This window comes from Streptomyces sp. NRRL F-5727 (assembly GCF_000719555.1).
Classification (GTDB): Bacteria; Actinomycetota; Actinomycetes; order Streptomycetales; family Streptomycetaceae; genus Streptomyces.
On record NZ_JOGX01000050.1, the window covers coordinates 24,557 to 46,262 of the forward strand.

Here is a 21,706-nt window from a genome sequence, read left to right on the forward strand (position 1 = left end):
AGGAACGAGGGAGGCGAGCACGGTCGGACCCGTGAGCCCGGCATGAAGCGCCCCGGAGGCGAACCGAGCCCAAAAAAATACAGTCCGCGAGGGCGCACCGGTGCTGTCGGGCCGGTGCGCCCTCGCGGGCCGGGCGGGGTGTCGTGCCCGCCCGGTCAGGGGCCGGTCGGTGTCGGCCGGCCGGGCCCCCGGGTCGTACGGGCTCGTCAGCCGCCGAGTTCCTGGTGGCGGGCGGTGAGGCGGGACGCGCCCGTCTCGGTGAGGGAGCCGAAGAGGCGGAGGCGGGAGATGCCGCCGTCCGGGTAGATGTCGATCCGCACCCGGGAGCCGACCGCCGGCGTGTCGAGCACGAAGCGGTGGTTGGTGTCGGGCTGGAGCCGGGTCCGGGGCAGGATCTCGGTCCAGTCGTCGGAGCCCTCGGCGGCGACGGAGAGCGCGGCCCAGCCGGCGCTGTTGCCCTTGAGGTAGGCGGTGTCGATCTCGACGGCGCGGATCTCGGACTCGGCGGCGAGCGCGTAGCGGATCCAGTCGTTGCCCTTGTCGCGGCGGCGGCGGGTCTCCCAGCCGTCGTCCATCTTGCGGGAGCGGCCCGGCTGGATGGTGTTGGTGGCCGGCGAGTAGAAGCGGTCGGAGGCGTCCTCGACCTGGCCGCCGTTCTCCAGGGCGGCGAGGTCGAAGGTGCCGAGGACGGCCAGCCACGCCGGGTCGGGGGCGACCTCGCCGTACACGCGGAGGCGGGCGATGCCGCCGTCCGGGTGCTGGTTGACGCGGAGGTGGGTGAAGCGCTGCTCGACGTCGACGGCGAAGCCGTTCGCCGCGTGACCGCCGATGGCGGTGCGCGGGACGAGGGTCGTCCACTTCACGTCGTCGGCGAGCAGGTCCTCGGGCGAGGGCGAGCCGGGTACGGAGGCGGCCTCGACGGAGACGGCCTGCGGGTAGTTGCCGCGGAAGTGGGCGGTGTCGACGACGATGCCGCGGATCACGCCGGGCGCGCCGAGCCGGACGAGCGCCCAGTCGTGGTCCTCGGCCGTGGGGTGCGGCTCGGCGGCGGAGACGCCGCGCCGGCGGCGGGTCTCCCAGCCGTCCATGATCTTGCCCTTGTGGCCGAAGTGCTCGGGGTCGAACTCGGCGGCCTCGGGCTTCAGCAGGTTCTCGCGCTCGGCGAAGAACTCGTCGTTGGCGGCGATGACGCCGGCGCCGAGGCGGCGGTCGGCGAGGTCCGCGTACTGGGTGAAGGGGAACTCGGCCGTGCGGTAGTCGGCGTACGGGTCGCCGCCGCCGTACGGGCTGGCGTCGCCGGTGAAGGAGGGTATGCCGGTGCTCACGGGTCAGTTGTTCCTTTCGAGGAGACGGCCGGAGGGCTCGGCCAGGGTGCCGCGGTCGTTGATCTTCGCGCCGCGCAGCCAGGTGGAGGTGACCACGCCGTGGAGGGTCTTGCCCGCGTAGGCGGTGATGCGGTTGCGGTGCTGGAGCTCGACGGGGTCGACGGTGAAGGTGGCGTCGGGGTCGACGACGGCGAAGTCGGCGTCGCGTCCGGCCTCGATGGCGCCCTTGCGGTCGAGGCCGGCGAGGCGGGCCGGGCCGGCGGACATCCAGCGGACGACGTCCTCCAGCGAGTGGCCGCGGCGGCGGGCCTCGGTCCAGATCGCGGGCAGGCCGAGCTGGAGGGAGGAGATGCCGCCCCAGGCGGAGGAGAAGTCGGGCGTCTTCAGGTCGGCCGTCGACGGCGAGTGGTCCGAGACGATGCAGTCGATCACCCCGTCCGCCAGGCCCTGCCACAGCGCGTCCTGGTTGACCGCCTCGCGGATCGGCGGGCAGCACTTGAACTCGGTGGCCCCGTCCGGGATCTCCTCGGCGGTGAGGGTGAGGAAGTGCGGACAGGACTCCACGGTCACCTTCACCCCCTCGGCCTTGGCGGCGGCGATCAGCGGGAGCGCGTCCGAGGAGGACAGGTGCAGGACGTGGACGCGGGCGCCCAGGCGCCGGGCCTGGCCGATCAGGTTCGAGATGGCCGTGTTCTCGGCGTCACGCGGCCGGGAGGCCAGGAAGTCGGCGTACTGCTCCGAGGACTTCTGCGGCGCGGCGGCGAGGTGGTGCGGGTCCTCGGCGTGCACGATCATCAGCCCGTCGAAGCCGGCGATCTCCGCCAGCGACCGCGCCAGCTGCTCCTGGTCGAGCTCGGGGAACTCGTCCACGCCGGACGGCGACAGGAAGCACTTGAAGCCGTAGACGCCGGCGTCGTGCAGCGGCCGCAGGTCCTTGACGTTGTCGGGCAGCGCCCCGCCCCAGAAGCCGACGTCGACGTGGGCCTTCGTCCGGGCGACGTCCTGCTTGACCCGCAGGTTCTCCACGGTCGTGGTCGGCGGCAGCGAGTTCAGCGGCATGTCCACGATCGTCGTGATGCCGCCGGCGGCGGCCGCGCGGGTGGCGGTCCAGAAGCCCTCCCACTCGGTGCGGCCGGGGTCGTTCACATGGACGTGCGAGTCGACCAGACCCGGCAGGACGACGTCGTCGCCGACGTCCTCCAGCCGCGCGCCGGCCGGCACCTCGGCCTCGTACGGCAGCACCGCCGCGATCGTCCCGCCCGAGACGGCGATGGCCGCCGGCCGCGTGCCCTCCGGGGTGATGACCCGTGTCGAGCGCAGTACCAGGTTGACGTCCACCATGCCCCTTTCCCGTTCCGCTTCCACGAAGCAGAATTTCAACGAACTGTTGAAGGAGTCTGCGGCCGGGGGCGAGACGCCGTCAAGGGTCCGCCCGACCCGCCCGCACCCCACGGAACCGTCTTAGACGTTTCCACAAAGTGGAATGTGAATTTCGTACAGTAGAAGGTAGCTCCGCACAGGCGGGGTCGTCCAGATCTCGCGGAGCAGCCGCCGACAACGGACAAACACCCCGCTGACCGGCCCGGACGCCGGGGCCCGCACACGGTGCCCGGCGCGGCGGACCGGTAGGCTGCTGCCTTGCCCGCCTGCCCCGAAAGGACCGTTGACGTGCCGACGTCCAGCGCCAGCACCACCGACGCCGCCAAGCCCGCCGCGAGCGGCGGCGTCCAGTCCCTCGAGCGCGCCTTCGATCTCCTGGAACGGATGGCCGACGCCGGGGGCGAGGTCGGGCTGAGCGAGCTCTCCGCCAGCAGCGGACTCCCGCTGCCCACCATCCACCGTCTCATGCGCACCCTCGTCGCGTGCGGCTACGTCCGCCAGCAGCCCAACCGGCGGTACGCGCTCGGCCCCCGCCTCATCCGCCTCGGCGAGTCCGCCTCCCGCCTCCTCGGCACCTGGGCCCGCCCCTACCTGGCGCGGCTCGTCGAGGAGACCGGCGAGACGGCGAACATGGCGCTCCTCGACGGCGACGAGATCGTGTACGTCGCCCAGGTGCCGTCCAAGCACTCCATGCGCATGTTCACCGAGGTCGGCCGCCGGGTGCTGCCGCACTCCACCGGCGTCGGCAAGGCGCTGCTCGCGCACACCCCGGACGACGAGGTGCGCGCCCTGCTCTCCCGGACCGGGATGCCGGCCGCCACCGAGAAGACCATCACCACGCCGGACGGCTTCCTCGCGGCGCTGGCGGCGGTCCGCGAGACGGGGTACGCGGTCGACGACAACGAGCAGGAGATAGGGGTCCGCTGCCTCGCGGTCTCCGTCCCCGACTCCCCCACGGCGGCGGCCATCTCCATCTCGGGCCCGGCGGGCCGGGTCACGGAGGCGGCGACGGAGAAGATCGTCCCGATCCTCCAGCAGGTGGCCCGCGAACTCTCCACGGCCCTCGCCAACACCACCGGCAACGGCCAGCCGTAACCCCCACGCCGCGCCGCGCCGTCGCGGGCCGGTGGGTGCCGCCCCTCCGTTGTGGGCTGCGCCCGGCTGGACCCCGTTGCGGGCGGTCGCGCCGCTCCGTGGTGGGCAGGTGTTCCGCTGGGGCGGAACGCCTGCCCACACGGAGGACCATCGGAAGGCGCCGCCCCGCGGGGGTGTCAGGCGGGCGTCCCGATCGTGACGTGGCCGTCCTGGAGCGTGATCGTCTCGGCCGCCGCCGACAGGTGACCGTGATCGTGGGTCACGAGCAGCGTCGCCGTCCCCCGTTCCCGCGTCAGCGTCGCGAGGAGGTCGACGATCGCCGCGCCCCGCTCGTGGTCCAGCGCGCTCGTCGGCTCGTCGACGAGGAGGACGGACGGCTCGTTCATCAGCGCCCGCGCGATGTTGACCCGCTGGCGCTGTCCGCCGGAGAGCTGGTGCGGCCGGCGGGCGGCCCGGTCCGCGAGGCCGACCGCGTCGAGGAGGTCCATGGCCCGGTCCCGTACCGACTTCGGCGGACGCCCGGACAGGTGCGCCATCACCTGGAGCTGTTCGGCCGCCGTCAGCGAGGGCAGCAGGTTCGGCTGCTGGAAGACGATCCCGAGGGAGGTCCGCCGCAGCGCCGCCCGGCCCGCCGCGTCGAGCCCCGCCGTGTCCGTGCCGGCCACGACGACCCGGCCCCGGTCCGGGGTGACGAGGGTCGCGGCGACGGCGAGCAGGCTGGACTTGCCGGAGCCGGAGGGGCCGACGACGGCGGTGAGCCGGCCCGGCGGGACGGTGAGGGAGACGTCGTCGAGGGCGGTCAGCCGCCCCTCGCCGTCCGGGTAGGTGAGGGTCACGGCATCGAGTTCGAGGCTCATCGGACGCTCCCGAGCGCGGTGAGGGGATCGACGGCGGTGATCCGCCGGATGGACAGGGCGGAGCCGATCGCGCCGAGCACGATGAGGACGGCGGCCGGCCCGAGGACGGTGAGCGGCGAGAGGACGAAGGGCACGTCGCCGCCGCTGACGAGCGCGCCGATGCCGAGCGCGAGGCCGGTGCCCAGCAGCGTCCCGGCCACCAGCATCAGCACCGCCTGCCCGAGCGCGTCCCGCAGCAGATAGGACGTGGAGGCGCCGAGCGCCTTGAGGACGGCGACGTCACCGCTGCGCTGGATGGTCCAGACGGTGAAGAAGGCCCCTATGACGAGCGCGGAGATGACGAAGAGGAAGCCGCGCATCAGCTGGAGGGAGCCGTTCTCGGCCTGGTAGGACCCTATGGCGGTGAGGGCGTCGTCGACGGTCCGCGCCTCGGTGCCGGCGGCCGCGTCGCCGGCGGCCCAGTCGGCGCCGTCGCCGCGCAGGGCGATCACCGTCGCCTGCTCCTCCGCCGTCGTGCCGCTGTGGCCGAGCCGCTGCCAGTCGTCCAGCGAGGTCCACACGACGGGCGTGTGGCTGTACGAGGCGTCACCGGCGACGGCGGCGACGGTGACCTCCAGCGGGCCGAGCCGGACCGTGTCCCCGGCGCGCGCGTCCAGTTCCTCGGCCGCCGACGCGGACAGGACCGCCCTGCCCGGGGCGACGGCTCCGGGTGCGAGGCCGTCGCCCGGCCGCGTACCGAAGGCGGAGACGGCGGCGGTCCGCTCACCCGCGACCGCGTTGAGGGTGCGGATGCCGAGCGGCGCCGCCCCGGTCACCCCGGGGCGCTCCGCCCACGCGGTCCACTGCCGCTCCGTCACCGTCGAGTCGGTGAACGAGACCGACCGCCCGGCGGGCGGCGCCGCGAAGGCGATCCGGTCGGCGGGCAGGCCGGTGACCGCGGAGACGTTCTCCCGCGCGAGTCCGGCCGTCAGCCCGGAAAGGAGCCCCACGAGCAGGGTGATCAGCACGATCACCGTGCCCATGAGGGCGAACCGCCCCTTGGCGAATCTCAGGTCTCTCCATGCCACGAACATGGGGCCAAGCCTGCTGGCCCGGGGCCCCTCCGGGCATCGCGCCACGGATGGCTCCGTATTCAAACTTTCGGTTGAGCCGCCACCTCCCCGCCCTGTCTACGCTGGTGAGGTCATGGATGCGCGCACCCTCACCCCCGCCCTCCGCGCCCTGCGCCTCTGTCTCCACCTCCTCATGGCGGGACTGCTGGTGCTGGCCGCGGTCCGCGCCCGCTCCACCGCCGGGACCGTCCTCGCGGTCGTGACCGGCGCGGTGTACGCGGCCGGGGCCTGGCTCCCCTCCGTACGGAGCTCGCAGCGGGCCGCCGCGGGCTGGCTCGCGGTGCTCGCGCTCGCCTGGCTGGCGCTGCTGTGGGCGACGCCGGAGGCGCTGTGGCTCGCCTTCCCGCTGTACTTCCTCCAGCTGCACCTGCTGCCCACCCGCTGGTCGCTGCCGGCGGTCGCGCTGACGGCGGGCGCGGCGATCCTCTCGTACGTCGGGCACGGCGCCGCGCTGAACCCGGGGGTCTTCATCGGCCCGCTGCTCGGCGCCGCGGTGGCCGTGGCGACCGTCCTCGGCTACCAGGCGCTGTACCGGGAGAGCGAGCGGCGGCGACGGCTCATCGAGGAGCTGATCGCCACCCGGGCCGAGCTGGCGGCGGCCGAGCGGCACGCGGGGACGCTGGCCGAGCGGGAGCGGCTGGCCCGGGAGATCCACGACACGCTCGCGCAGGGGCTCTCCTCGATCCAGCTGCTGCTGCGGGCGGCCGAGCGGGCGCTGCCGGCGGGTTCGCCGGCGGCCGGGCACATCGACCGGGCGCGGCAGGCCGCGCAGGACAACCTGGCGGAGGCGCGCCGGTTCGTGCGGGCGCTGACGCCGCCCGAGCTGGAGCGCGGTTCGCTGGCGGCGGCGCTGGAGCGGCTGTGCGAGCCGGGCGCGGGGCCGCGGGCGCGGTTCTCGGTGAGCGGCACGCCGGTGGAGCTGCCGACGCCGTACGAGGTGGCGCTGCTGCGGATCGCGCAGTCGGCGCTGGGGAACACGGTGCGGCACGCCGGGGCCTCGCGGGCGGAGATCACCCTGTCGTTCATGGACGCGTCGGTGACGCTCGACGTGGTCGACGACGGCCGGGGCTTCGACCCCGCCTCCGTGCGCCCGTCCTCGGACGGCGGTTTCGGGCTGCCGGCGATGCGCTCGCGGGCGGAGTCGCTCGGCGGCACGTTCACCGTCGAGTCGGCGCCCGGCCAGGGCACCGCCGTCGCCGTCTCCCTCCCCCTCCCCGCTGGAGCGTCCGCATGACCATCCGACTCCTGCTCGCCGACGACCACCCGGTGGTACGGGCGGGGCTGCGCGCGGTCCTGGACACGGAGCCCGGCCTCACCGTGGTCGGCGAGGCGGCGACGGCGGAGCGCGCGGTGGAGCTGGCGGCGGCCGGGGGTGTGGACGTGGTCCTGATGGACCTCCAGTTCGGCGCGGGGATGCACGGTTCGGAGGCGACGGCGGCGATCACCGCCGTACCGGGCGGGCCGCGGGTGCTGGTGCTGACGACGTACGACACGGACGCGGACATCCTGGCGGCGGTGGAGGCGGGCGCGTCGGGCTATCTGCTGAAGGACGCGCCGCCGGAGGAGCTGGCGGCGGCCGTGCGGACGGCGGCGGCCGGCCAGTCGGCGCTGGCCCCGGCGGTGGCGCACCGGCTGATGGACCGGATGCGGACGCCGGCGGAGGCGCTGACCAAGCGGGAGCTGGAGGTGCTCCAGCTGGTCGGCGAGGGGCTGTCGAACCAGCAGATCAGCAAGGTCCTCTTCCTCAGCCAGGCGACGGTGAAGTCCCACCTGGTGCACGTCTTCGCCAAGCTGGGCGTCGACTCCCGCACGGCGGCGGTGGCGGCGGCCCGCGAGCGGCGGCTGATCCGGCGCTGAGCCCGCGGCCCCTCCTACGCCGGGTCCTCCAGGACCAGCAGGGTCTCGCGGCGCGGTGCGAGGGCGCGCAGCCGGGGCGCGGTGACCTCCACCGTCCAGACGCCGGGCGGCAGCTGGGCGGTGGCCCGGTAGCCGCCCTCCCCGTCGGGGCGGAGCCGGAGGTCCGCGGCGGTCTCGCCCGAGACCGGATCGTGGACCCGCGCGTCGAGCAGCAGCCGCTGCTCCTCGGAGACCGCGCCGATCTCGAAGGGCGTGCCGGCGGTGACGGCCTCCGGCAGGTCGAGTCCGAAGCCCCGGTCGCCGGCCTGGAACCTGCGGTGGTCGAGGGCGTCGTACCGGTCCTGGAGCTGGAGGTGCAGGTCCGGGTCGTTGGCGAGTTCGGTGTGCCCCAGGCCGTACCAGTCCATGCGGGCGCCGGACTCCCAGGCGGGCGGGGTCGCGGACAGGCAGGAGACGGTGCCGTCGCCCTGCCAGCGGGGGTCGCCGGGGAGCCGGTCGGCGAAGGCGATGCCGTCGGGGCCGCGGCTGAGGGTGACGGCGGTGGGGGTGCCCCGGCCGCCGGCCGCGAACCAGGTGTAGGGGGCGGGCCGGCCGGCCGCCGCGTCGGCCGCCCGGTTCCTGCGCTGGGCCTCGTCGAGGCGGGCCCGGAAGGCGAACGCGTGCCGGACGGCGGCCGTGTCGAGGTCGGGCAGGGGCACCGTGTCGAGCCGGGTGCCGTCCGGGTCGCCGGTGACGCACTGGTAGGTGGGCAGCAGCTCGTGGACGGCGGGCATGCTGCGGGCCGCGGCGACCAGCCGCTCCCGCAGCCGGGCCGGGACGCCGAGGAGCTTGCGGCGGGGAAAGGCTCCGGTGAGCGCCTGGACGGCCTTGACCGCCCCGGAGTACGGCGTGCCGATGGTGACCAGCGAGCGAGCGGTGTCGCGTCCGCCGTACAGCTCCAGGTAGCAGAGGGCCACCAGGCCGCCCATGGAGTGGGCGACCAGGACCACGCGGGGTTCGTCCGGGACTCCGGCCCGGCGGCAGGTGTCCCGCCAGTCGTCCAGTTCGCGTGCGACGAAGGCGGCGAGCCGGCGGGCCGAGACCTCGTTCGACAGCCGCCAGTCGTACGAGAAGGTGACCACGCGGTTGCGGCCGGCGGCGCCCGCCCGGTCGAGGTGCTTGCGCAGCGGCTGGTACGCGACGTGCGGCATCAGCCCGGGCCAGCTGCGCGGCTGGAGGAGGAGGCCGGCCGGCTCCAGCAGTCCCTCGGCGGCGTCCCCGGGTTCGCCGGTGCCGAGCCCCGGGGGCAGGGTGAGGCGGGCGAAGAACTCCTCGGTGCCGCGCAGCAGGACCCGGCCCGCGACGCGCAGCGACAGGTCCCACACGTCGGTGCCGTCGGCGGACCGCAGCCGGCTGCCGAGGATGCCGGGGACGAAGACCACCAGGTCATGATTCATGCGCGGCCTCCGTGAGCCGGTCGGTCGGGGTGAGGTGGAGCAGGTCCATCCGGTCGAGGCCGACGGCCGCCAGGTACAGGCCGCCCGCAGGGGAGCGGGCGCTGAGGACGGACTGCACGTCGTAGCCGCGCGAGGGGATCTCCCAGCGCGCCGGCGCCTCGGCGCCGCCCGGCGCGACGGTCCAGCCGGTGATCTCGGTGAGGTCGGCCTGGAGGGACGCGGCCAGCAGGACGGACGCGCCGTCGCCGGTGGTGGAGAAGGCCAGGGAGTTGAGGCGCGGGGGCGCCCCGTCCAGGGCGCGCAGGCCCTCCGGGTCGTCGGGCCGGCCGAGGAGCAGGGTGCTGCGGGTCGGCTGGGCGTTGACGGCGGACCGGTGGGAGGCGGTGCCGGCCGCGTGGGGCACCGGCTCGTCGACGGCCACCGCCAGCCAGGTCCGTCCCGTCCCGTCGCGGGTGGCGGCCAGCGCCCGGGCGGAGGAGCCCTTCGGGAGGCGGAGCCGGGCGCGGGGCCCGCCGGGGGCCAGGCCGGGCCACAGCCAGAGGGAGTCGCCCGCGGTGGCGGCCAGCAGGGACTCGCCGCCGGGGCCCTGGACGACCTCCAGGTGGCCGACGCGGCTGTTGGCCACCCAGTGGCCGGGCGACTCCTCGCCGGTGCGGACGCCGCGCCGGTGTATCCAGCGCCCGTCGGCGTAGAACAGCCACAGCTCCCCTCCGGGGTCGCCCGGACCGGCGCCGGCGTCCTCGGCCAGGGCGACCGCCGGGAGCACGGCGCCGCGCCGCGGGGCCTCGAACTCCCGCCAGGGCGCGTCCCGCGGTCCGTGCAGCGGCCGGATCCGGGCCAGCGAGCGGCCCTGCCGGTCCCGTCCGCCGACCGCCAGCCAGGTGCGGCCGCCGCGGTCGGTGTGCAGGGCGACGGCCCCGGCCTCGCCCAGGTCGTCCGTCTCGTACAGCCGCCGCCCCGTCAGGTCCCAGGCGCGCAGCCGGCTGCCGGAGGCGAGGGCCACCGCCCCGGACCGCGGGCTGCCGGCCGCGTCGGGGGCGAGCGCCCCGAACAGCTTGGCGCTCGGCGACAGCAGGCCGTCGCCGCGGACCGGGGCGGAGCCGGCCGCGGGCGGGTCCCAGACGCGGACGCGGACGCCGTCGGCGACCGCCACGGCGCCGCTGCCGTCGGGGAGGAAGGCCAGCGAGGTGGGGCGGCTGCGGTGCCCGGGGCGCCGGGGGAGTTCGCGGCCCCGGGAGAGGTTCCAGATCCGCGCCGAGTCCCCGTCGAGGACGGCCAGCATCAGATCGTCGCCCTGGTGCCCGAGGGCGACCGCGGTGCCCGACGGCTCCCGGCGCTGACCGTCCGGCACCGACAGCGGGACGGGGGCGGAGCCGTCGTCGGGGAGCCGCCACACCCGGATGTCGGGGCGGCCGGTGAACAAGCCGGCCACATAGGTGCCGGCGGGCGGCCCAGCGGCGGTCGGCGCGGCCGGTACCGGCCGCGGAGTCCCCGGCTGCCCGCCCGGCGCGCCCGTCGTGCCCGGGGGGCGCTGCGGTGTGCCCGGCGCCGGTTCCGCGATGCCCGCGCCCGGCCGGTGGTCGACCACGGCGAGGGCCTGGCAGGTGCCGCTGTCGGCGCCGAAGGCGTGCAGCCGGCCCCCGGTCCGTACGTCCCACAGCTCGCAGCCCCCGTCGCCGCCGGCCACCACGCACAGCGTGTCGCCCAGCCGCGCCACCGCCACCGCGGACACCACCCCCGGTTCCGTCCCGCGCCCCAGGTGCCAGCGCCGGAAGCGGTGGTGCCGGGGCCGGCCGTCGGTCCACGTCCACACGCCCACGTGGAAGCCGCCGGCCGCGACCACCACCTCCGTGTCCTCGTCGCCGCCGACCGCCACGTCCGAGATCCCCGCGCCCCAGCCGAGGATCCGCACCTCACCCGCGTCGCGCGGCCACACCAGCAGCCGCCCCGCGTCGCCGGCCACCGCCGCGACGGGCGAGTCGGACCGTGCGGGCACCTTGAGGCTGTGCAGCCGGTTCGCGGCGCGCCCCGCCTCGGCGGCGATGTTGTCGCGCAGCAGCTCCGGTCCGCCGCCCGCCAGCGGCCAGCGCCACAGCTGCTCCCCGGCGCCGAGCAGGGCCGTCTCCGGGACGGCGGTGCCCGCGAGGGCGAGGACGTCGCCGCGCGGGGCCCGCCACTCCCGGCTGTGCCCCAGCGCCTCGGCCGTGGTCCAGCGGTCCTCCCACGGCAGGTCGGCGCCGCGCCGGGCCCAGCCGAGCAGCGCGGGGTCGTCCCGCAGGGCGGTCGCCGTGAGCAGGGTGGCCCGTCGCACCGGGGTGCCCGCCCGGCCGAGGGCGTCCGCGATCCTGCGGTAGAGGGCGGTCTGCGGGGTGGCCGGGCGCTCGGGCCGGTCGAGCAGCATGCTCATCCGCTCGGGGTCCAGGCGGAGCAGCAGCGCGGGCCGGTCGAAGAGTTCGTGGAGCCGGCCGGCCGCGGCGGCGTGGTCGGCGAGGTGGCGGGCGATGTACGGGCCGGTGGTCTCCCGGCCGGCGTACGCGTCGTCGTGTGCGGCGAGCAGGACGTCGGTCAGCACCGAGTGCAGCTGCTCCGGTCCGCCGGGGGCGGAGGCGGTCAGGTGCCCGACCCACGCCTTGTGGTAGAGCCGGTTGACCTTCTGCCCGCTGCCTCCGGCGATGTCGATGTGGGCACCGGCGTGGTGCAGGATCCATTCGATGTCGTCGTCGCGGTACCGGTGGCCGGTCCCGGCGCGGGCGGCGAGGGCGTTGGCGGCGGACAGCCAGATCCCGTCCTCCTCCGGAAGCCCGGCGCCCTGCGCGGCGGCCAGCGGCAGCAGCAGCCCCCTGGCCCAGCCCGGCCGGTCGCCGGACCGCCGGCCCACGGCTCCGGCGGCCGCGTCGAGGTCGGCGAGCTCCTGGTCGAACACGTCGTCGAGGCCCGCCTCCAGGACGGAGCGGAACTCGGGGGTGGTCTCGTCGTAGGGCCGGTCGAGGCGGGCGAGGAGGGCCGAGTAGAGCAGAGCGGCGAGGAAGGAGCCCTGGCAGCGGGCGGCGACGGCGGCCACCACCCGGTCGCGCAGCGCGCCGTCGGCCGGTGCGCCGGGCCCCTCGGAGCCGTCCTCCCAGGCGGCCCCGCCGGGTAAGGACGCGGCGTACGGGGAGGGCGGTGCGGCCAGCCTCCGGCGGGTGTACGCGGCGATGTCGGCGTCCCGTTCGGTGTCCCGGTCCAGGTCCTCGACCCGGGCGCGGGCCGCCAGCGGGAGCAGCGCGGTCCTGGTGAGCGTGCGGCTGCCGACGACCAGCTGAACGCCGGGCAGCTGGGCGAGCGGGGCCAGCACCTCCTCGGCTATCACCTCGGCCTGTCCGGCCGCCGCCTCGTCCAGTCCGTCGACCACGAAGGCGGTGGCCGCCCTGCCGCGGGTCTCCCGGCCGATCGCGGCCAGCACCTGTGCGGGGCTGCGCCACACGCCGTCGGGCGGGGCCAGCTCCATGTCCTCGGCGAGCCGGCGGGCGACGTCCAGGGCGGCGGCGTCGCGGCAGAGCGCGACGGCGGCGACCGTGGCACGGTGCTGCGGCGGGATCCCGGCGGCCCGGTGGATGGGGCCGCCGTCGGTCTCCAGGGCGAACCGCACCAGCTGGGCCAGGAAGGCGGACTTGCCGCAGCCGGGTTTCCCGGTGACGAGCAGCACCGGGTGCCCCTGGGGGGCCGCCAGCCAGTCCGCGGCCCGCCGGAGCGGACCGTGCCGGCCGACGAACGACTCGCTGTCGGACACCTGCCGGAGACTGGGGAACCGGCTCTGCCGGAGTTCGGCGGCGGCGCCGCGCAGCGCCGCGGACTGCGCGCTGGCCCGGGGGTCGTGGTAGGGGTTGCGGAAGAAGCGGTTGAGCCCTTCGCCGCCGTAGAGGCGGGATTCCTGGCGTTCCTGTTCCGGCACCCGGTGCCGGACCGCCTCCATGAGTTCCCCCGCTCCCAGGGCGGCGGTGTACGGCGTCCACAGGGCGCCGTGCCGGGTGGTGGCCCGCCGGTCGCGGACCAGGTCCTCCAGGCAGCGGAGCCAGACGCCGACGCGGGCGCGCTCCTCGCGCGCCGCGGTGCCGACGTACCCGATGCTGCGGACGGGGCGGGCCTCCGCCTCCTCCATGGTGCGCAGGTGGTCGTCCAACTGGCGGGCCAGGGCGCCGGAGTGGCAGGCGTCGATGACGCACAGGACGTCGCCGCGGAGGCGGGTCAGCCGCGCGTGGAGGGCTCCGGCGTCCATGGAGGTCTCGGTGGCCCAGTCCGCGTCCCAGTCGGCCGCGGGGAGGGTGACGCCGAAGCCGAGGTCCTCGCCGTGGCCCAGCCAGTAGAGGAGGGTCCGGCCGCCCGGGGTGGAGCGCCGGGCGACGCCCATCAGCTGTTCCGCGATCTCCCGCCGGGTGCCGGTGATCACCGGTCCCCCGCGCGCGAAGCCCAGTTCGGCGGCGACCGTCCAGAAGCGCTCGATCACCTGGTCGGCGCCCAGGAGTTCGGGCAGGGTCTCGGGGCCGTCCGGCGGCCCGAAGCGGCGTACGCACACCGCGTAGGCGAGGTTGTGCTCCGTGGTGGCTCGGTCCACCGCCGCCCCCTCCCCCCGTCGGAGTGCCCTGATCTTGCCTCACCGCCTCGGGGTGTGCAACGGTCAACTCCCCATGGACACCAACGGGGAGCGAGGGAACCGTGGCTGACCGCGACCTTTTCCGGATCGGGCCGCTGAGGACTCCGTACTACGTCTACGAGGGCGACGGGACGCGCCCCATCAAGGAGGAGAACCTCCAGGTCTACTACGAGCCGGACACCTTCGTGCACGTCCCCGCGGACGTGCTGCGGTGGCGGCAGGAGATCGAGGACGAGCAGGAGACCCGGGCGGTCGCCGGCCTGCCGCAGCGCTGGAACCACCCGAACTTCGCCCTGGAGACCATCGCGGTCACCCGTACCGACCGGCACGAGGACCCGATCGTGGAGCTGCGGTTCTCCCCCGCCGACTACTTCACCTTCCTGGCCTCGCAGCAGCTGGACCGCCGGCTGGAGGAGGGCGAGGGGGTGGGCCTGACGCTGCGGGAGCACTACCTGGACGGGAAGGACCCGGTCGCGGTCAACGGCTTCCTGTCGAGCAGCTTCGGGGCGAACGTGATCGTGGTGTCGGAGCCGGACGACACGATCCTGGTGTCACGCCGGAGCGCCACGGTGGGCATGAACCCGAACCGGTGGAACTCCTCGGCGAACGAGGGGATGTCGGGCGTCCACGACCTCAAGGACGGCGTTCCCGACCTGTTCGGAGCGGCGCGGCGGGCGCTGCGCGAGGAGCTGGGCATCCGCGACGACGAACACCGGCTGGAACTGCTGTCGTTCGGCATGGACACACAGTCGCACCAGTGGGCGGGCTGCTTCCGCGCGGTCCTGCCCGAGCTGGGCGAGGCCGAGCTGCGGGACCGCTGGAGCAGGGGCGTCGACGACAAGTGGGAGCACAGCCGCTACGCGTTCGTCCCGGCCCGGCCGGACGGTCTGCTCGACTTCATGCTGGACCCGGAGAACATCGGCTGGTGGGCCTCGGGGGCGCCCGCGTTCTTCTACCACGCGCTGGTGCGGACGATGGTGGAGCGGACCGGTTCGGCGGCCGCGGGCCGCGCGGCGGTGGAGGCGGCCATCGCCCCGGCGATCCGCCGCGCGGAGGCCCGGCGCGCGGAGGCGGCGCGTACGGAATAGGCCGCCCGGGCCGCCGGGACGGACGGCTCGGCGCCGGGGGTCAGGCGCCGGGCTGCCGGGGCGGCAGGGCGGGGCCGAAGAGTTCGACGGCGTGGCGGACGCCGGCGAGGGCTTCGGAGAGGGCGCTGACGGAGCCGAGCGAGCCGGCGACGAGGAGGAGGCTGCGGCGCAGCCGCCACACCTCGGGGGCGCCGCTGACCGCCATCGCGTCGAGCGCCGCCAGTTCGTCCTCGGCGATCTCCCGGTCGGCGAGCTCCACCCGGTGTCCGGCCAGTTCGCGCCGGAGGCGGGCCACGGCGGACCGCAGTCCGGTCACCCTCGGGTCCACTGTCTCGCCGGTCACCGGCCTCTGCTCCACGCTCCGCACCACGGCCCCCCACTCCGAGACGTCCGCTCCGACTGGCTCCGGGCGGTGGTCGGGCGCCCTGAGTGGGGGTCAGTTAACCCCTCGGCCGCCCGGCGGGGAAGAGGCCGGGCGCGCCATTCATGCGACCGTGTCATTCCGGGTCATGAGGTAAGCAGTGCTCATGACGAAGACTGCCTCCCCCTCTCCTTCCTCCCCTTCCTCCCCGCCGCTCGTCGCCGGTCTGCTGCTGGCCGCCGGCGGCGGGCGCAGGCTCGGCGGGCGGCCCAAGGCGCTGCTGCCGTACCGGGGCCGTCCGCTGGTCGAGCACGCGGTGCGGGTGCTGCGTGAGGGCGGCTGCGCGGTGGTGCACGTGGTGTTGGGCGCGTCGGCGGAGCTGGTGCGGGAGCGGGCCGAGCTGCCGGGGTGCGTGCTCGTGGAGAACCCGGGGTGGGCGGACGGGATGGGCTCGTCGCTGCGGGTCGGCCTGGCCTCGCTGGCGGCGGATCCGCGCGGGGTGGACGCGGCGCTGGTGTCGCTGGTGGACCAGCCGGGGATCGGGGCGGCGGCGGTGGCCCGGGTGCGGGCGGCGTACGGGGGGCGGGACGCGCTGGCGGCGGCCGCGTACGACGGGAAGCGGGGGCATCCGGTGCTGTTCGGCGCGGACCGGTGGGCGGGGATCGCGGCGGGTGCGGAGGGCGACCGGGGGGCGCGGGACTACCTGGCGGCGCACCGGGAGGCGGTCGCGCTGGTGGACTGTTCGGACGTGGCGGAGCCCTTCGACATCGACACGGAGGCGGATCTCCACCGGTTGGAGGGGTGAGGCCGGCCGGGTGCGGGCACCTGGAGTGAGGGGGCTGGCACCCGGAGCCATGTTCTGTCGACCCGAAGAATCTCGACATCAACAAACGATTGAACTTCCACCATGAGGAAACTAATATCCACTGCATAGAAGCGCCTGATCCCCTGTGAAGGCGCTCGCGGCCGTATCTCGGCACCCGCGGCACTCCGTGCCGTCCGTGACGCCCGGCGGCCGCCAGGCACCGCACGCGTAGTCCGCTGAAGGAAGTGACAGGTCATGTCCGCACCAGCGCCGTCCCCCCTGGCCGTCGTCGACGCCGAGCCCCTGCCGCGCCAGGAGGAGGTGCTGACGGAGGCGGCCCTCGCCTTCGTCGCCGAGCTCCACCGCCGGTTCACCCCGCGCCGGGACGAGCTCCTCGCGCGCCGCGCCGAGCGACGCGCCGAGATCGCCCGCACCTCGACCCTCGACTTCCTCCCGGAGACCGCCGCGATCCGCGCCGACGACTCCTGGAAGGTGGCGCCGGCCCCGGCGGCCCTCGACGACCGCCGCGTCGAGATCACCGGCCCGACCGACCGCAAGATGACGATCAACGCGCTCAACTCCGGCGCGAAGGTGTGGCTCGCGGACTTCGAGGACGCCTCGGCGCCCACCTGGGAGAACGTGGTCCTCGGTCAGGTCAACCTGATCGACGCCTACACCCGGAACATCGACTTCACCGACGCCCGCACCGGCAAGTCGTACGCCCTCAAGCCGGCCGAGGAGCTCGCCACCGTCGTCATGCGGCCGCGCGGCTGGCACCTGGACGAGCGTCACCTCACCTTCGAGGGACGGGCCGTGCCCGGCGCGCTCGTCGACTTCGGCCTGTACTTCTTCCACAACGCGCAGCGCCTGCTCGACCTCGGCAAGGGCCCGTACTTCTACCTCCCGAAGACCGAGTCGCACCTGGAGGCCCGCCTCTGGAACGACATCTTCGTCTTCGCCCAGGACTACGTCGGCATCCCGCAGGGCACCGTCCGCGCCACGGTCCTCATCGAGACCATCACGGCCGCGTACGAGATGGAGGAGATCCTCTACGAGCTCCGCGACCACGCCGCCGGCCTCAACGCGGGCCGCTGGGACTACCTCTTCTCCATCGTCAAGAACTTCCGTGACGGCGGGGCGAAGTTCGTCCTCCCGGACCGCAACGCGGTCACGATGACCGCCCCGTTCATGCGCGCGTACACCGAACTCCTCGTCCGCACCTGCCACAAGCGCGGCGCGCACGCGATCGGCGGCATGGCGGCCTTCATCCCGTCCCGCAAGGACGCCGAGGTCAACAAGGTCGCCTTCGAGAAGGTCAAGGCCGACAAGGACCGCGAGGCCGGCGACGGCTTCGACGGCTCCTGGGTCGCCCACCCCGACCTGGTCCCGATCGCCATGGCCTCCTTCGACGCCGTCCTCGGCGACCGGCCGAACCAGAAGGACCGGCTCCGCGAGGACGTCTCCGTGGCCCCCGGCGACCTCATCGCCATCGACTCGCTCGACGCCAAGCCCACCTACGACGGCCTGCGCAACGCCGTCCAGGTCGGCATCCGCTACATCGAGGCGTGGCTGCGCGGCCTCGGCGCCGTCGCCATCTTCAACCTGATGGAGGACGCGGCCACCGCCGAGATCTCCCGCTCCCAGATCTGGCAGTGGATCAACGCCGGCGTCGTCTTCGAGAACGGCGAGACCGCCACCCCGGAGCTGGCCCGCGCGGTCGCCGCCGAGGAGCTGGCCGCCATCCGCGCCGAGATCGGCGAGGAGGCGTTCGCCGCCGGCCGGTGGCAGCAGGCCCACGACCTCCTCCTGCACGTCTCCCTCGACGCGGACTACGCGGACTTCCTCACCCTCCCCGCGTACGAGCAGCTCGTCGGCTGATCTCCGGCGCGCCTCCGCACAGGGCCCGGCCCCCGGGAAACGCACAGATCCGGGGCCCGGGCCCTGTCGCGTCACAGGGGACGTGACGCAACCGAGATATGCAGCTACCTAGCGGTAATAAGCCGGCGCGTGCGAGATTCCGCCATGCCACCGGCCGGCGGCTGTCCCCCACGTCACTGCGTCCCCGCAGGAGCACACAGCCATGCCCTCGACCCCCCACCGCGCACTGCGCGCACTCCTGGCCCTGTGTACCGCCGCCGGACTGGCCACCGCCGCCGCCCCCGCCGCGCAGGCGTCCCCCGGCACCGGCCCCACCGCCGTCGTCGCCATGGGCGACAGCTACATCTCCGGCGAGGCCGGCCGCTGGCTCGGCAACAGCCTCACCGACTCCGGCGGCCGCGACGGCACCGACCGCGCCTGGACCGGCAGCGGATACGCCCCGTCCCGGGTGTACGGCTCCACCGCCGGCGGCTGCCACCGCTCCGACGTCTCGGAGGTCAGGAGCGCCGGACCGGTCGCGAGCACCCTGATCAACCTGGCCTGCTCCGGGGCCACGACCGAGAACGTCGTCCGCGCCGCGCAGGGCGGCCGGGCGTACAAGGGGGAGGCGCCGCAGGCCGACCAGCTGGCCGCCGTCGCCGCCTCGCACGACGTGGAGCTGATCGCCCTGTCGATCGGCGGCAACGACCTCGGCTTCGCCGACATCATCACCACCTGCGCGACCGACTACATCGTCTGGTACTCGTACTGCCACGACGACCAGCAGGCCGAGGTCGACGCCAGGATCGACGGCGTGATGGCCGACGTCGGCAGGGCGGTCGACGAGATCCGGGCCGTGATGACCGGGGCGGGCTACGCGGCCTCCGACTACCGGATCGTGCTCCAGTCGTACCCGTCGCCGATCCCCCGCGCCGCCGAGAACCGCTACTCCGAGAGCGGCTGGTCCCGGACGAACACCGGCGGCTGCCCGTTCTGGAACAAGGACTCCGACTGGGCGCGGGACTCCCTCGTCCCCCAGCTCGCGAACCGGCTGCGGCAGGTGGCGGTCGCGAAGGGCGCGCAGTTCCTCGACCTGCGGGACGCGCTCCAGGGCCGCGAGGTGTGCGCGAAGGCGAGCCGTCAGGTGACGGCGGCGCTGCCGCCGTCGGGGGCGGCGAGCGAGTGGGCGCGGTGGATCGACAGCCAGTCCACCCAGGGCCTCGTCCAGGAGTCCATGCACCCCAACGCGTACGGTCAGCAGGCCCTCGGGCGCTGCCTCGCGCTGATCCACGCCACCCCGTCCGGCCACCGGGCCTGCCGGAACACGGCGGGCGCCGGACCGTCGGGGATGTACCTGACGACCGGCTGATGCCGGGGGTGCGTCAGCACCGCCCGACACCGGAGGCGCCTCACGGCAGGCCGATGCCGAGCGGGCCGAGGACCCGTTCGGTGCCGTGCCGGTCGGCCTCGGCCATCGCCCTGACCAGGGCGGCCGAGCCGCCCGGCCAGTCGGCCGCCGCCGCGTCGAAGGCGGCCCGCCGCGACTCCAACGGCCCCTTCTTCGCGGGCAGCCGGTCGAGGACGCGCAGGGCCCGGGCCGACATCGGCACCTGGAGCGGGTCGGCGTCCTCGCCGCGCACCCGGAGCGCGTCCAGGGCGCAGGCGCCGACGACCGGGTCGCGCAGCGCCCCGCGGAGGGCGCCGGGCGGGGCGGTGGCCGTGTCGAGGAGCCCGAACAGGGCGCGGACGTCGGCCCCTTCGGAGGCGTGGGCGTGGACGGTGCCGAGCGCGGCCAGCAGCTCCGACCAGGCGTCGGCGGTCTCCCCGCGCGCGTGCAGCCAGTCGGCGAGCACGCGCGCGGCGGCCGGGTGCGGCCACTGCGCGGCGGCGGCCACCAGCTCCTCCGCGGACCAGGCGGCGGCCTCGGCGGCGGTGGGCGCGGCGATCCGGCGCACCCGGAGGAGGTAGCGGACGGTGGCGGCGCCGCGCGGGGTCAGGCCGAAGGCGTCCCCGGAGCGGAGGACGAGGCCGGTGGCGGCGAGCCGGTCGGCGACGGCGGCGAGGTCGCGGGCCGGGCCCTCCAGCCGGGCCCGGTCGTCCTCGGTGATCCCGGCGGAGCCGAGCAGCCGGACGAGTTCGGGCACGGGCGGGGTGACATAGCCGCCGGTGACGCCCTCGGGCACGGTGACGGGCACGTCCTCCAGGGCCGGGTCGACGGTCCAGTCCTCGTACTCGGCGGCGCGGCGGGCGACCGAGTCGGCGGCGCAGCCCCGCTGGTAGAGCGCGTAGAGCAGGTGCGGTGCCTCGCCGCCGTACGGCTCGTACTCCTCCTCGGCGAGCTCCTCGACGGCGGCGAGCAGCGCGTCGGCGTCCCGCTCGACGTCGCCGCCGGGGCCGTCGTCGGCGGGCGGCGGGACGGCGACGGAGGTGTCGCCGTAGTAGTCCATGTGCTCGTCGAGGAGGGCGTCGGCGAGGACGAGGTGGGGGAAGTCGTCGGGGCCGGGCGCGAAGCGGGCATAGGCGCCGGCGAGCTGGTCGGCGAGGCCGGCGGCGGTCCAGCGGTCGAGGAGCGCGGCGGTGACGCGGCCGATGCCGGCGGCGACGGCGTGGTCGGTGAGGAGCGGGCCGGCGGCGGGCGGCTGCTCGGCGTCCCGGACGTAGGCGCGGGCGACGGCCTCGGCGAGCACGGTCTCGGCGAGCGCGGTCCGCCCCATGAGATCGGCGCGGAGCACGCCGTCGGGCAGCGGTGCCCCGTCGAGGGCGCCGATCCGCCGCCGTACGTCGTCGGGGTCGGCGAGGTCGGCGCCGACGGTGCGCAGCAGCGAGGCGTACCAGCGGTGCCAGGTGAGGTTCCCCGGGTCGGTCATGGCCCGTTCGAAGTCGGGCCCGGCCTCGGCGACGACGGCGGCGACGCGCTGCCGCAGTTCGCCGTCGAAGCAGCCGGCGAGCGCGCCGACGACGGCCGGGTAGGCCGGGAGGTCGCCGGGCGGGGCGTAGACGAAGGCCGGCAGGTCCTCCACGAGCAGTTGCCGCACGAGCCGCGGGTCGGGTTCGGGCATCCCCGCGGCCCGGTCGGCGCCGCGCAGGGCGAGCAGCCCGAGCACGGCTTCGGCGGCCCGCGCGAAGGCCGGGTCGCGGTGCTCCGGCCTGCCGTCGAGGAGCGCGAGGAACTGGTCCAGCCCGGTATTGGTGAGAACGGTCTCGGCCACGGTTCCAGGGTAGTTCGGGGGCGCCGGGAACGGCCTGAGGGACACCCCCGGCGGGCTCAGCGGACGACGACGGTCCGGGGGGCGGAGAAGTCGCCCCAGGTGCCGTCGGGGAGGCGGGCGCGGAGGGTGAGGGTGAGGGTGGTGCCGGGGCGGGCCTGGGCCGGGAAGGTGTAGGTGGCACGGCCGGGGGGCGGGGTGGTGCCCCAGACGACGGTGGTGGCGAAGCGCCCGTCGATGTGGAGTTCGTGGTGGGTGACGGGGGCTCCGGTCTCCGGCGGGGTCCAGGTGAGGGTGATCTCGCCGCGGGCGGAGGCGGCGGTGAGGGCGCGCGGGGAGGTGTTGGGCGGCGCGCCGGGGGCGGCAGGGGTGGTGAGGTCGGCGGGGGCGGTGTCCGGGGAGGAGTTCTCGGCGGCGTCGCGGGCGCGGAGGGTGAAGGAGTAGGCGGTGCCGGGGCGCAGTCCGGTGACGCGGGCGGTGGTGACGGTGCCGGGGGCGGTGTGGATGCGGACGCCGGCCTGGTGGACGTCGTAGGCGGTGACGCGGGTGTCGTCGCGGGAGGGGGTCCAGGTGAGGACGGCGGCGTCGGGGCCCGCGGGGGTGGCGCGGAGGCTGCCGGGGGCGGTGGGGGGTTCGCGGTCCTCGGCGGTGGCGCGGAGGGTGGTGGCGGGGACGGCGGGGGGGGCGGGCGAGGGGT

At 75.5% G+C, this 21,706-nt stretch carries 16 protein-coding genes; 7 read left to right on the forward strand and 9 right to left on the reverse strand.

The window, feature by feature from the left end; all coding sequences use genetic code 11:
• Positions 1-206: 206 nt before the first annotated feature.
• A complete protein-coding gene (gene alc, locus IF73_RS0127620) occupies positions 207-1,325 on the reverse strand; it encodes an allantoicase (RefSeq protein ID WP_031012817.1) in 1,119 nt (372 codons plus the stop codon).
• A gap of 3 nt (positions 1,326-1,328) precedes the next feature.
• Positions 1,329-2,666 (reverse strand): allantoinase AllB, encoded by a 1,338-nt coding sequence (gene allB / locus IF73_RS0127625; protein WP_031012819.1) that lies wholly within the window; start codon positions 2,664-2,666, stop codon positions 1,329-1,331.
• Positions 2,667-2,993: 327 nt separating this feature from the next.
• Here allB and IF73_RS0127630 point away from each other — a divergent pair, with 327 nt between their 5' ends.
• Positions 2,994-3,800 (forward strand): IclR family transcriptional regulator, encoded by an 807-nt coding sequence (locus IF73_RS0127630; RefSeq protein ID WP_031012821.1) that lies wholly within the window; start codon positions 2,994-2,996, stop codon positions 3,798-3,800.
• 176 nt (positions 3,801-3,976) lie between these two features.
• Here IF73_RS0127630 and IF73_RS0127635 read toward each other — a convergent pair whose 3' ends face one another.
• Together IF73_RS0127635 and IF73_RS0127640 are read right to left on the reverse strand one after the other, a co-directional pair.
• The gene (locus IF73_RS0127635) at positions 3,977-4,657 is read right to left on the reverse strand and encodes an ABC transporter ATP-binding protein (protein WP_031012822.1); all 681 of its coding nucleotides are present in this window, start codon (positions 4,655-4,657) and stop codon (positions 3,977-3,979) included.
• Positions 4,654-5,730, reverse strand: coding sequence for an ABC transporter permease (locus IF73_RS0127640; protein ID WP_031012823.1), 1,077 nt, complete (start codon positions 5,728-5,730; stop codon positions 4,654-4,656). Before IF73_RS0127640 ends, IF73_RS0127635 begins: the two co-directional genes overlap by 4 nt.
• A gap of 112 nt (positions 5,731-5,842) precedes the next feature.
• Between IF73_RS0127640 and IF73_RS0127645 the strand changes: the two genes are divergently transcribed.
• Positions 5,843-7,003: a sensor histidine kinase gene (locus IF73_RS0127645; RefSeq protein WP_031012824.1), complete on the forward strand. Its 1,161-nt coding sequence runs from the start codon at positions 5,843-5,845 to the stop codon at positions 7,001-7,003.
• Positions 7,000-7,626, forward strand: coding sequence for a response regulator (locus tag IF73_RS0127650; RefSeq protein WP_031012827.1), 627 nt, complete (start codon positions 7,000-7,002; stop codon positions 7,624-7,626). The genes IF73_RS0127645 and IF73_RS0127650 overlap by 4 nt, the downstream gene beginning before the upstream one ends.
• A 14-nt stretch (positions 7,627-7,640) precedes the next feature.
• On the opposite strand, the gene IF73_RS38865 is transcribed toward IF73_RS0127650, so the two are convergent.
• Positions 7,641-9,062: a lipase family alpha/beta hydrolase gene (locus IF73_RS38865; protein ID WP_078868288.1), complete on the reverse strand. Its 1,422-nt coding sequence runs from the start codon at positions 9,060-9,062 to the stop codon at positions 7,641-7,643.
• Positions 9,052-13,653 carry an AAA family ATPase gene (locus IF73_RS38050; RefSeq protein ID WP_037880665.1) on the reverse strand — a complete coding sequence of 1,534 codons (4,602 nt, stop codon included), beginning with the start codon at positions 13,651-13,653 and terminating at the stop codon, positions 9,052-9,054. Before IF73_RS38050 ends, IF73_RS38865 begins: the two co-directional genes overlap by 11 nt.
• A 101-nt stretch (positions 13,654-13,754) precedes the next feature.
• Here IF73_RS38050 and IF73_RS0127665 point away from each other — a divergent pair, with 101 nt between their 5' ends.
• The gene (locus tag IF73_RS0127665; RefSeq protein WP_051717374.1) at positions 13,755-14,780 is read left to right on the forward strand and encodes a hypothetical protein; all 1,026 of its coding nucleotides are present in this window, start codon (positions 13,755-13,757) and stop codon (positions 14,778-14,780) included.
• A gap of 40 nt (positions 14,781-14,820) precedes the next feature.
• Here IF73_RS0127665 and IF73_RS0127670 read toward each other — a convergent pair whose 3' ends face one another.
• Complete coding sequence (locus IF73_RS0127670) at positions 14,821-15,150, reverse strand: DUF5955 family protein (RefSeq protein ID WP_199806726.1); 330 nt, start codon at positions 15,148-15,150, stop codon at positions 14,821-14,823.
• Between the two features lie 157 nt (positions 15,151-15,307).
• Between IF73_RS0127670 and IF73_RS0127675 the strand changes: the two genes are divergently transcribed.
• The 3 genes from IF73_RS0127675 (at position 15,308) to IF73_RS0127685 (ending at position 19,172) form a co-directional block, all read left to right on the forward strand.
• Positions 15,308-15,946 (forward strand): nucleotidyltransferase family protein, encoded by a 639-nt coding sequence (locus IF73_RS0127675; RefSeq protein ID WP_051717378.1) that lies wholly within the window; start codon positions 15,308-15,310, stop codon positions 15,944-15,946.
• Between the two features lie 255 nt (positions 15,947-16,201).
• A complete protein-coding gene (aceB, locus tag IF73_RS0127680) occupies positions 16,202-17,824 on the forward strand; it encodes a malate synthase A (protein ID WP_031012832.1) in 1,623 nt (540 codons plus the stop codon).
• Positions 17,825-18,026: 202 nt separating this feature from the next.
• On the forward strand, positions 18,027-19,172 hold the full coding sequence (locus IF73_RS0127685; protein WP_031012833.1) for a GDSL-type esterase/lipase family protein: 1,146 nt from the start codon (positions 18,027-18,029) through the stop codon (positions 19,170-19,172).
• 40 nt (positions 19,173-19,212) lie between these two features.
• Here IF73_RS0127685 and IF73_RS0127690 read toward each other — a convergent pair whose 3' ends face one another.
• Both IF73_RS0127690 and IF73_RS0127695 read right to left on the reverse strand, forming a co-directional pair.
• Positions 19,213-21,012 carry a hypothetical protein gene (locus IF73_RS0127690; protein ID WP_031012834.1) on the reverse strand — a complete coding sequence of 600 codons (1,800 nt, stop codon included), beginning with the start codon at positions 21,010-21,012 and terminating at the stop codon, positions 19,213-19,215.
• A 56-nt stretch (positions 21,013-21,068) separates the two neighbouring features.
• Positions 21,069-21,706: fibronectin type III domain-containing protein (locus tag IF73_RS0127695; protein ID WP_031012836.1), on the reverse strand; the 638-nt coding region annotated here is incomplete at its 5' end.

Bases quoted from the DNA above. Each gene is read 5' to 3' on its own strand.
- allB (WP_031012819.1), bottom strand. From the start codon at position 2,666: ATGGTGGACGTCAACCTGGTACTGCGCTCGACACGGGTCATCACCCCG.
- IF73_RS0127635 (WP_031012822.1), bottom strand. From the start codon at position 4,657: ATGAGCCTCGAACTCGATGCCGTGACCCTCACCTACCCGGACGGCGAG.
- IF73_RS0127640 (WP_031012823.1), bottom strand. From the start codon at position 5,730: ATGTTCGTGGCATGGAGAGACCTGAGATTCGCCAAGGGGCGGTTCGCC.
- IF73_RS0127645 (WP_031012824.1), top strand. From the start codon at position 5,843: ATGGATGCGCGCACCCTCACCCCCGCCCTCCGCGCCCTGCGCCTCTGT.
- IF73_RS0127650 (WP_031012827.1), top strand. From the start codon at position 7,000: ATGACCATCCGACTCCTGCTCGCCGACGACCACCCGGTGGTACGGGCG.
- IF73_RS38865 (WP_078868288.1), bottom strand. From the start codon at position 9,062: ATGAATCATGACCTGGTGGTCTTCGTCCCCGGCATCCTCGGCAGCCGG.
- IF73_RS0127675 (WP_051717378.1), top strand. From the start codon at position 15,308: ATGACGAAGACTGCCTCCCCCTCTCCTTCCTCCCCTTCCTCCCCGCCG.
- aceB (WP_031012832.1), top strand. From the start codon at position 16,202: ATGTCCGCACCAGCGCCGTCCCCCCTGGCCGTCGTCGACGCCGAGCCC.
- IF73_RS0127685 (WP_031012833.1), top strand. From the start codon at position 18,027: ATGCCCTCGACCCCCCACCGCGCACTGCGCGCACTCCTGGCCCTGTGT.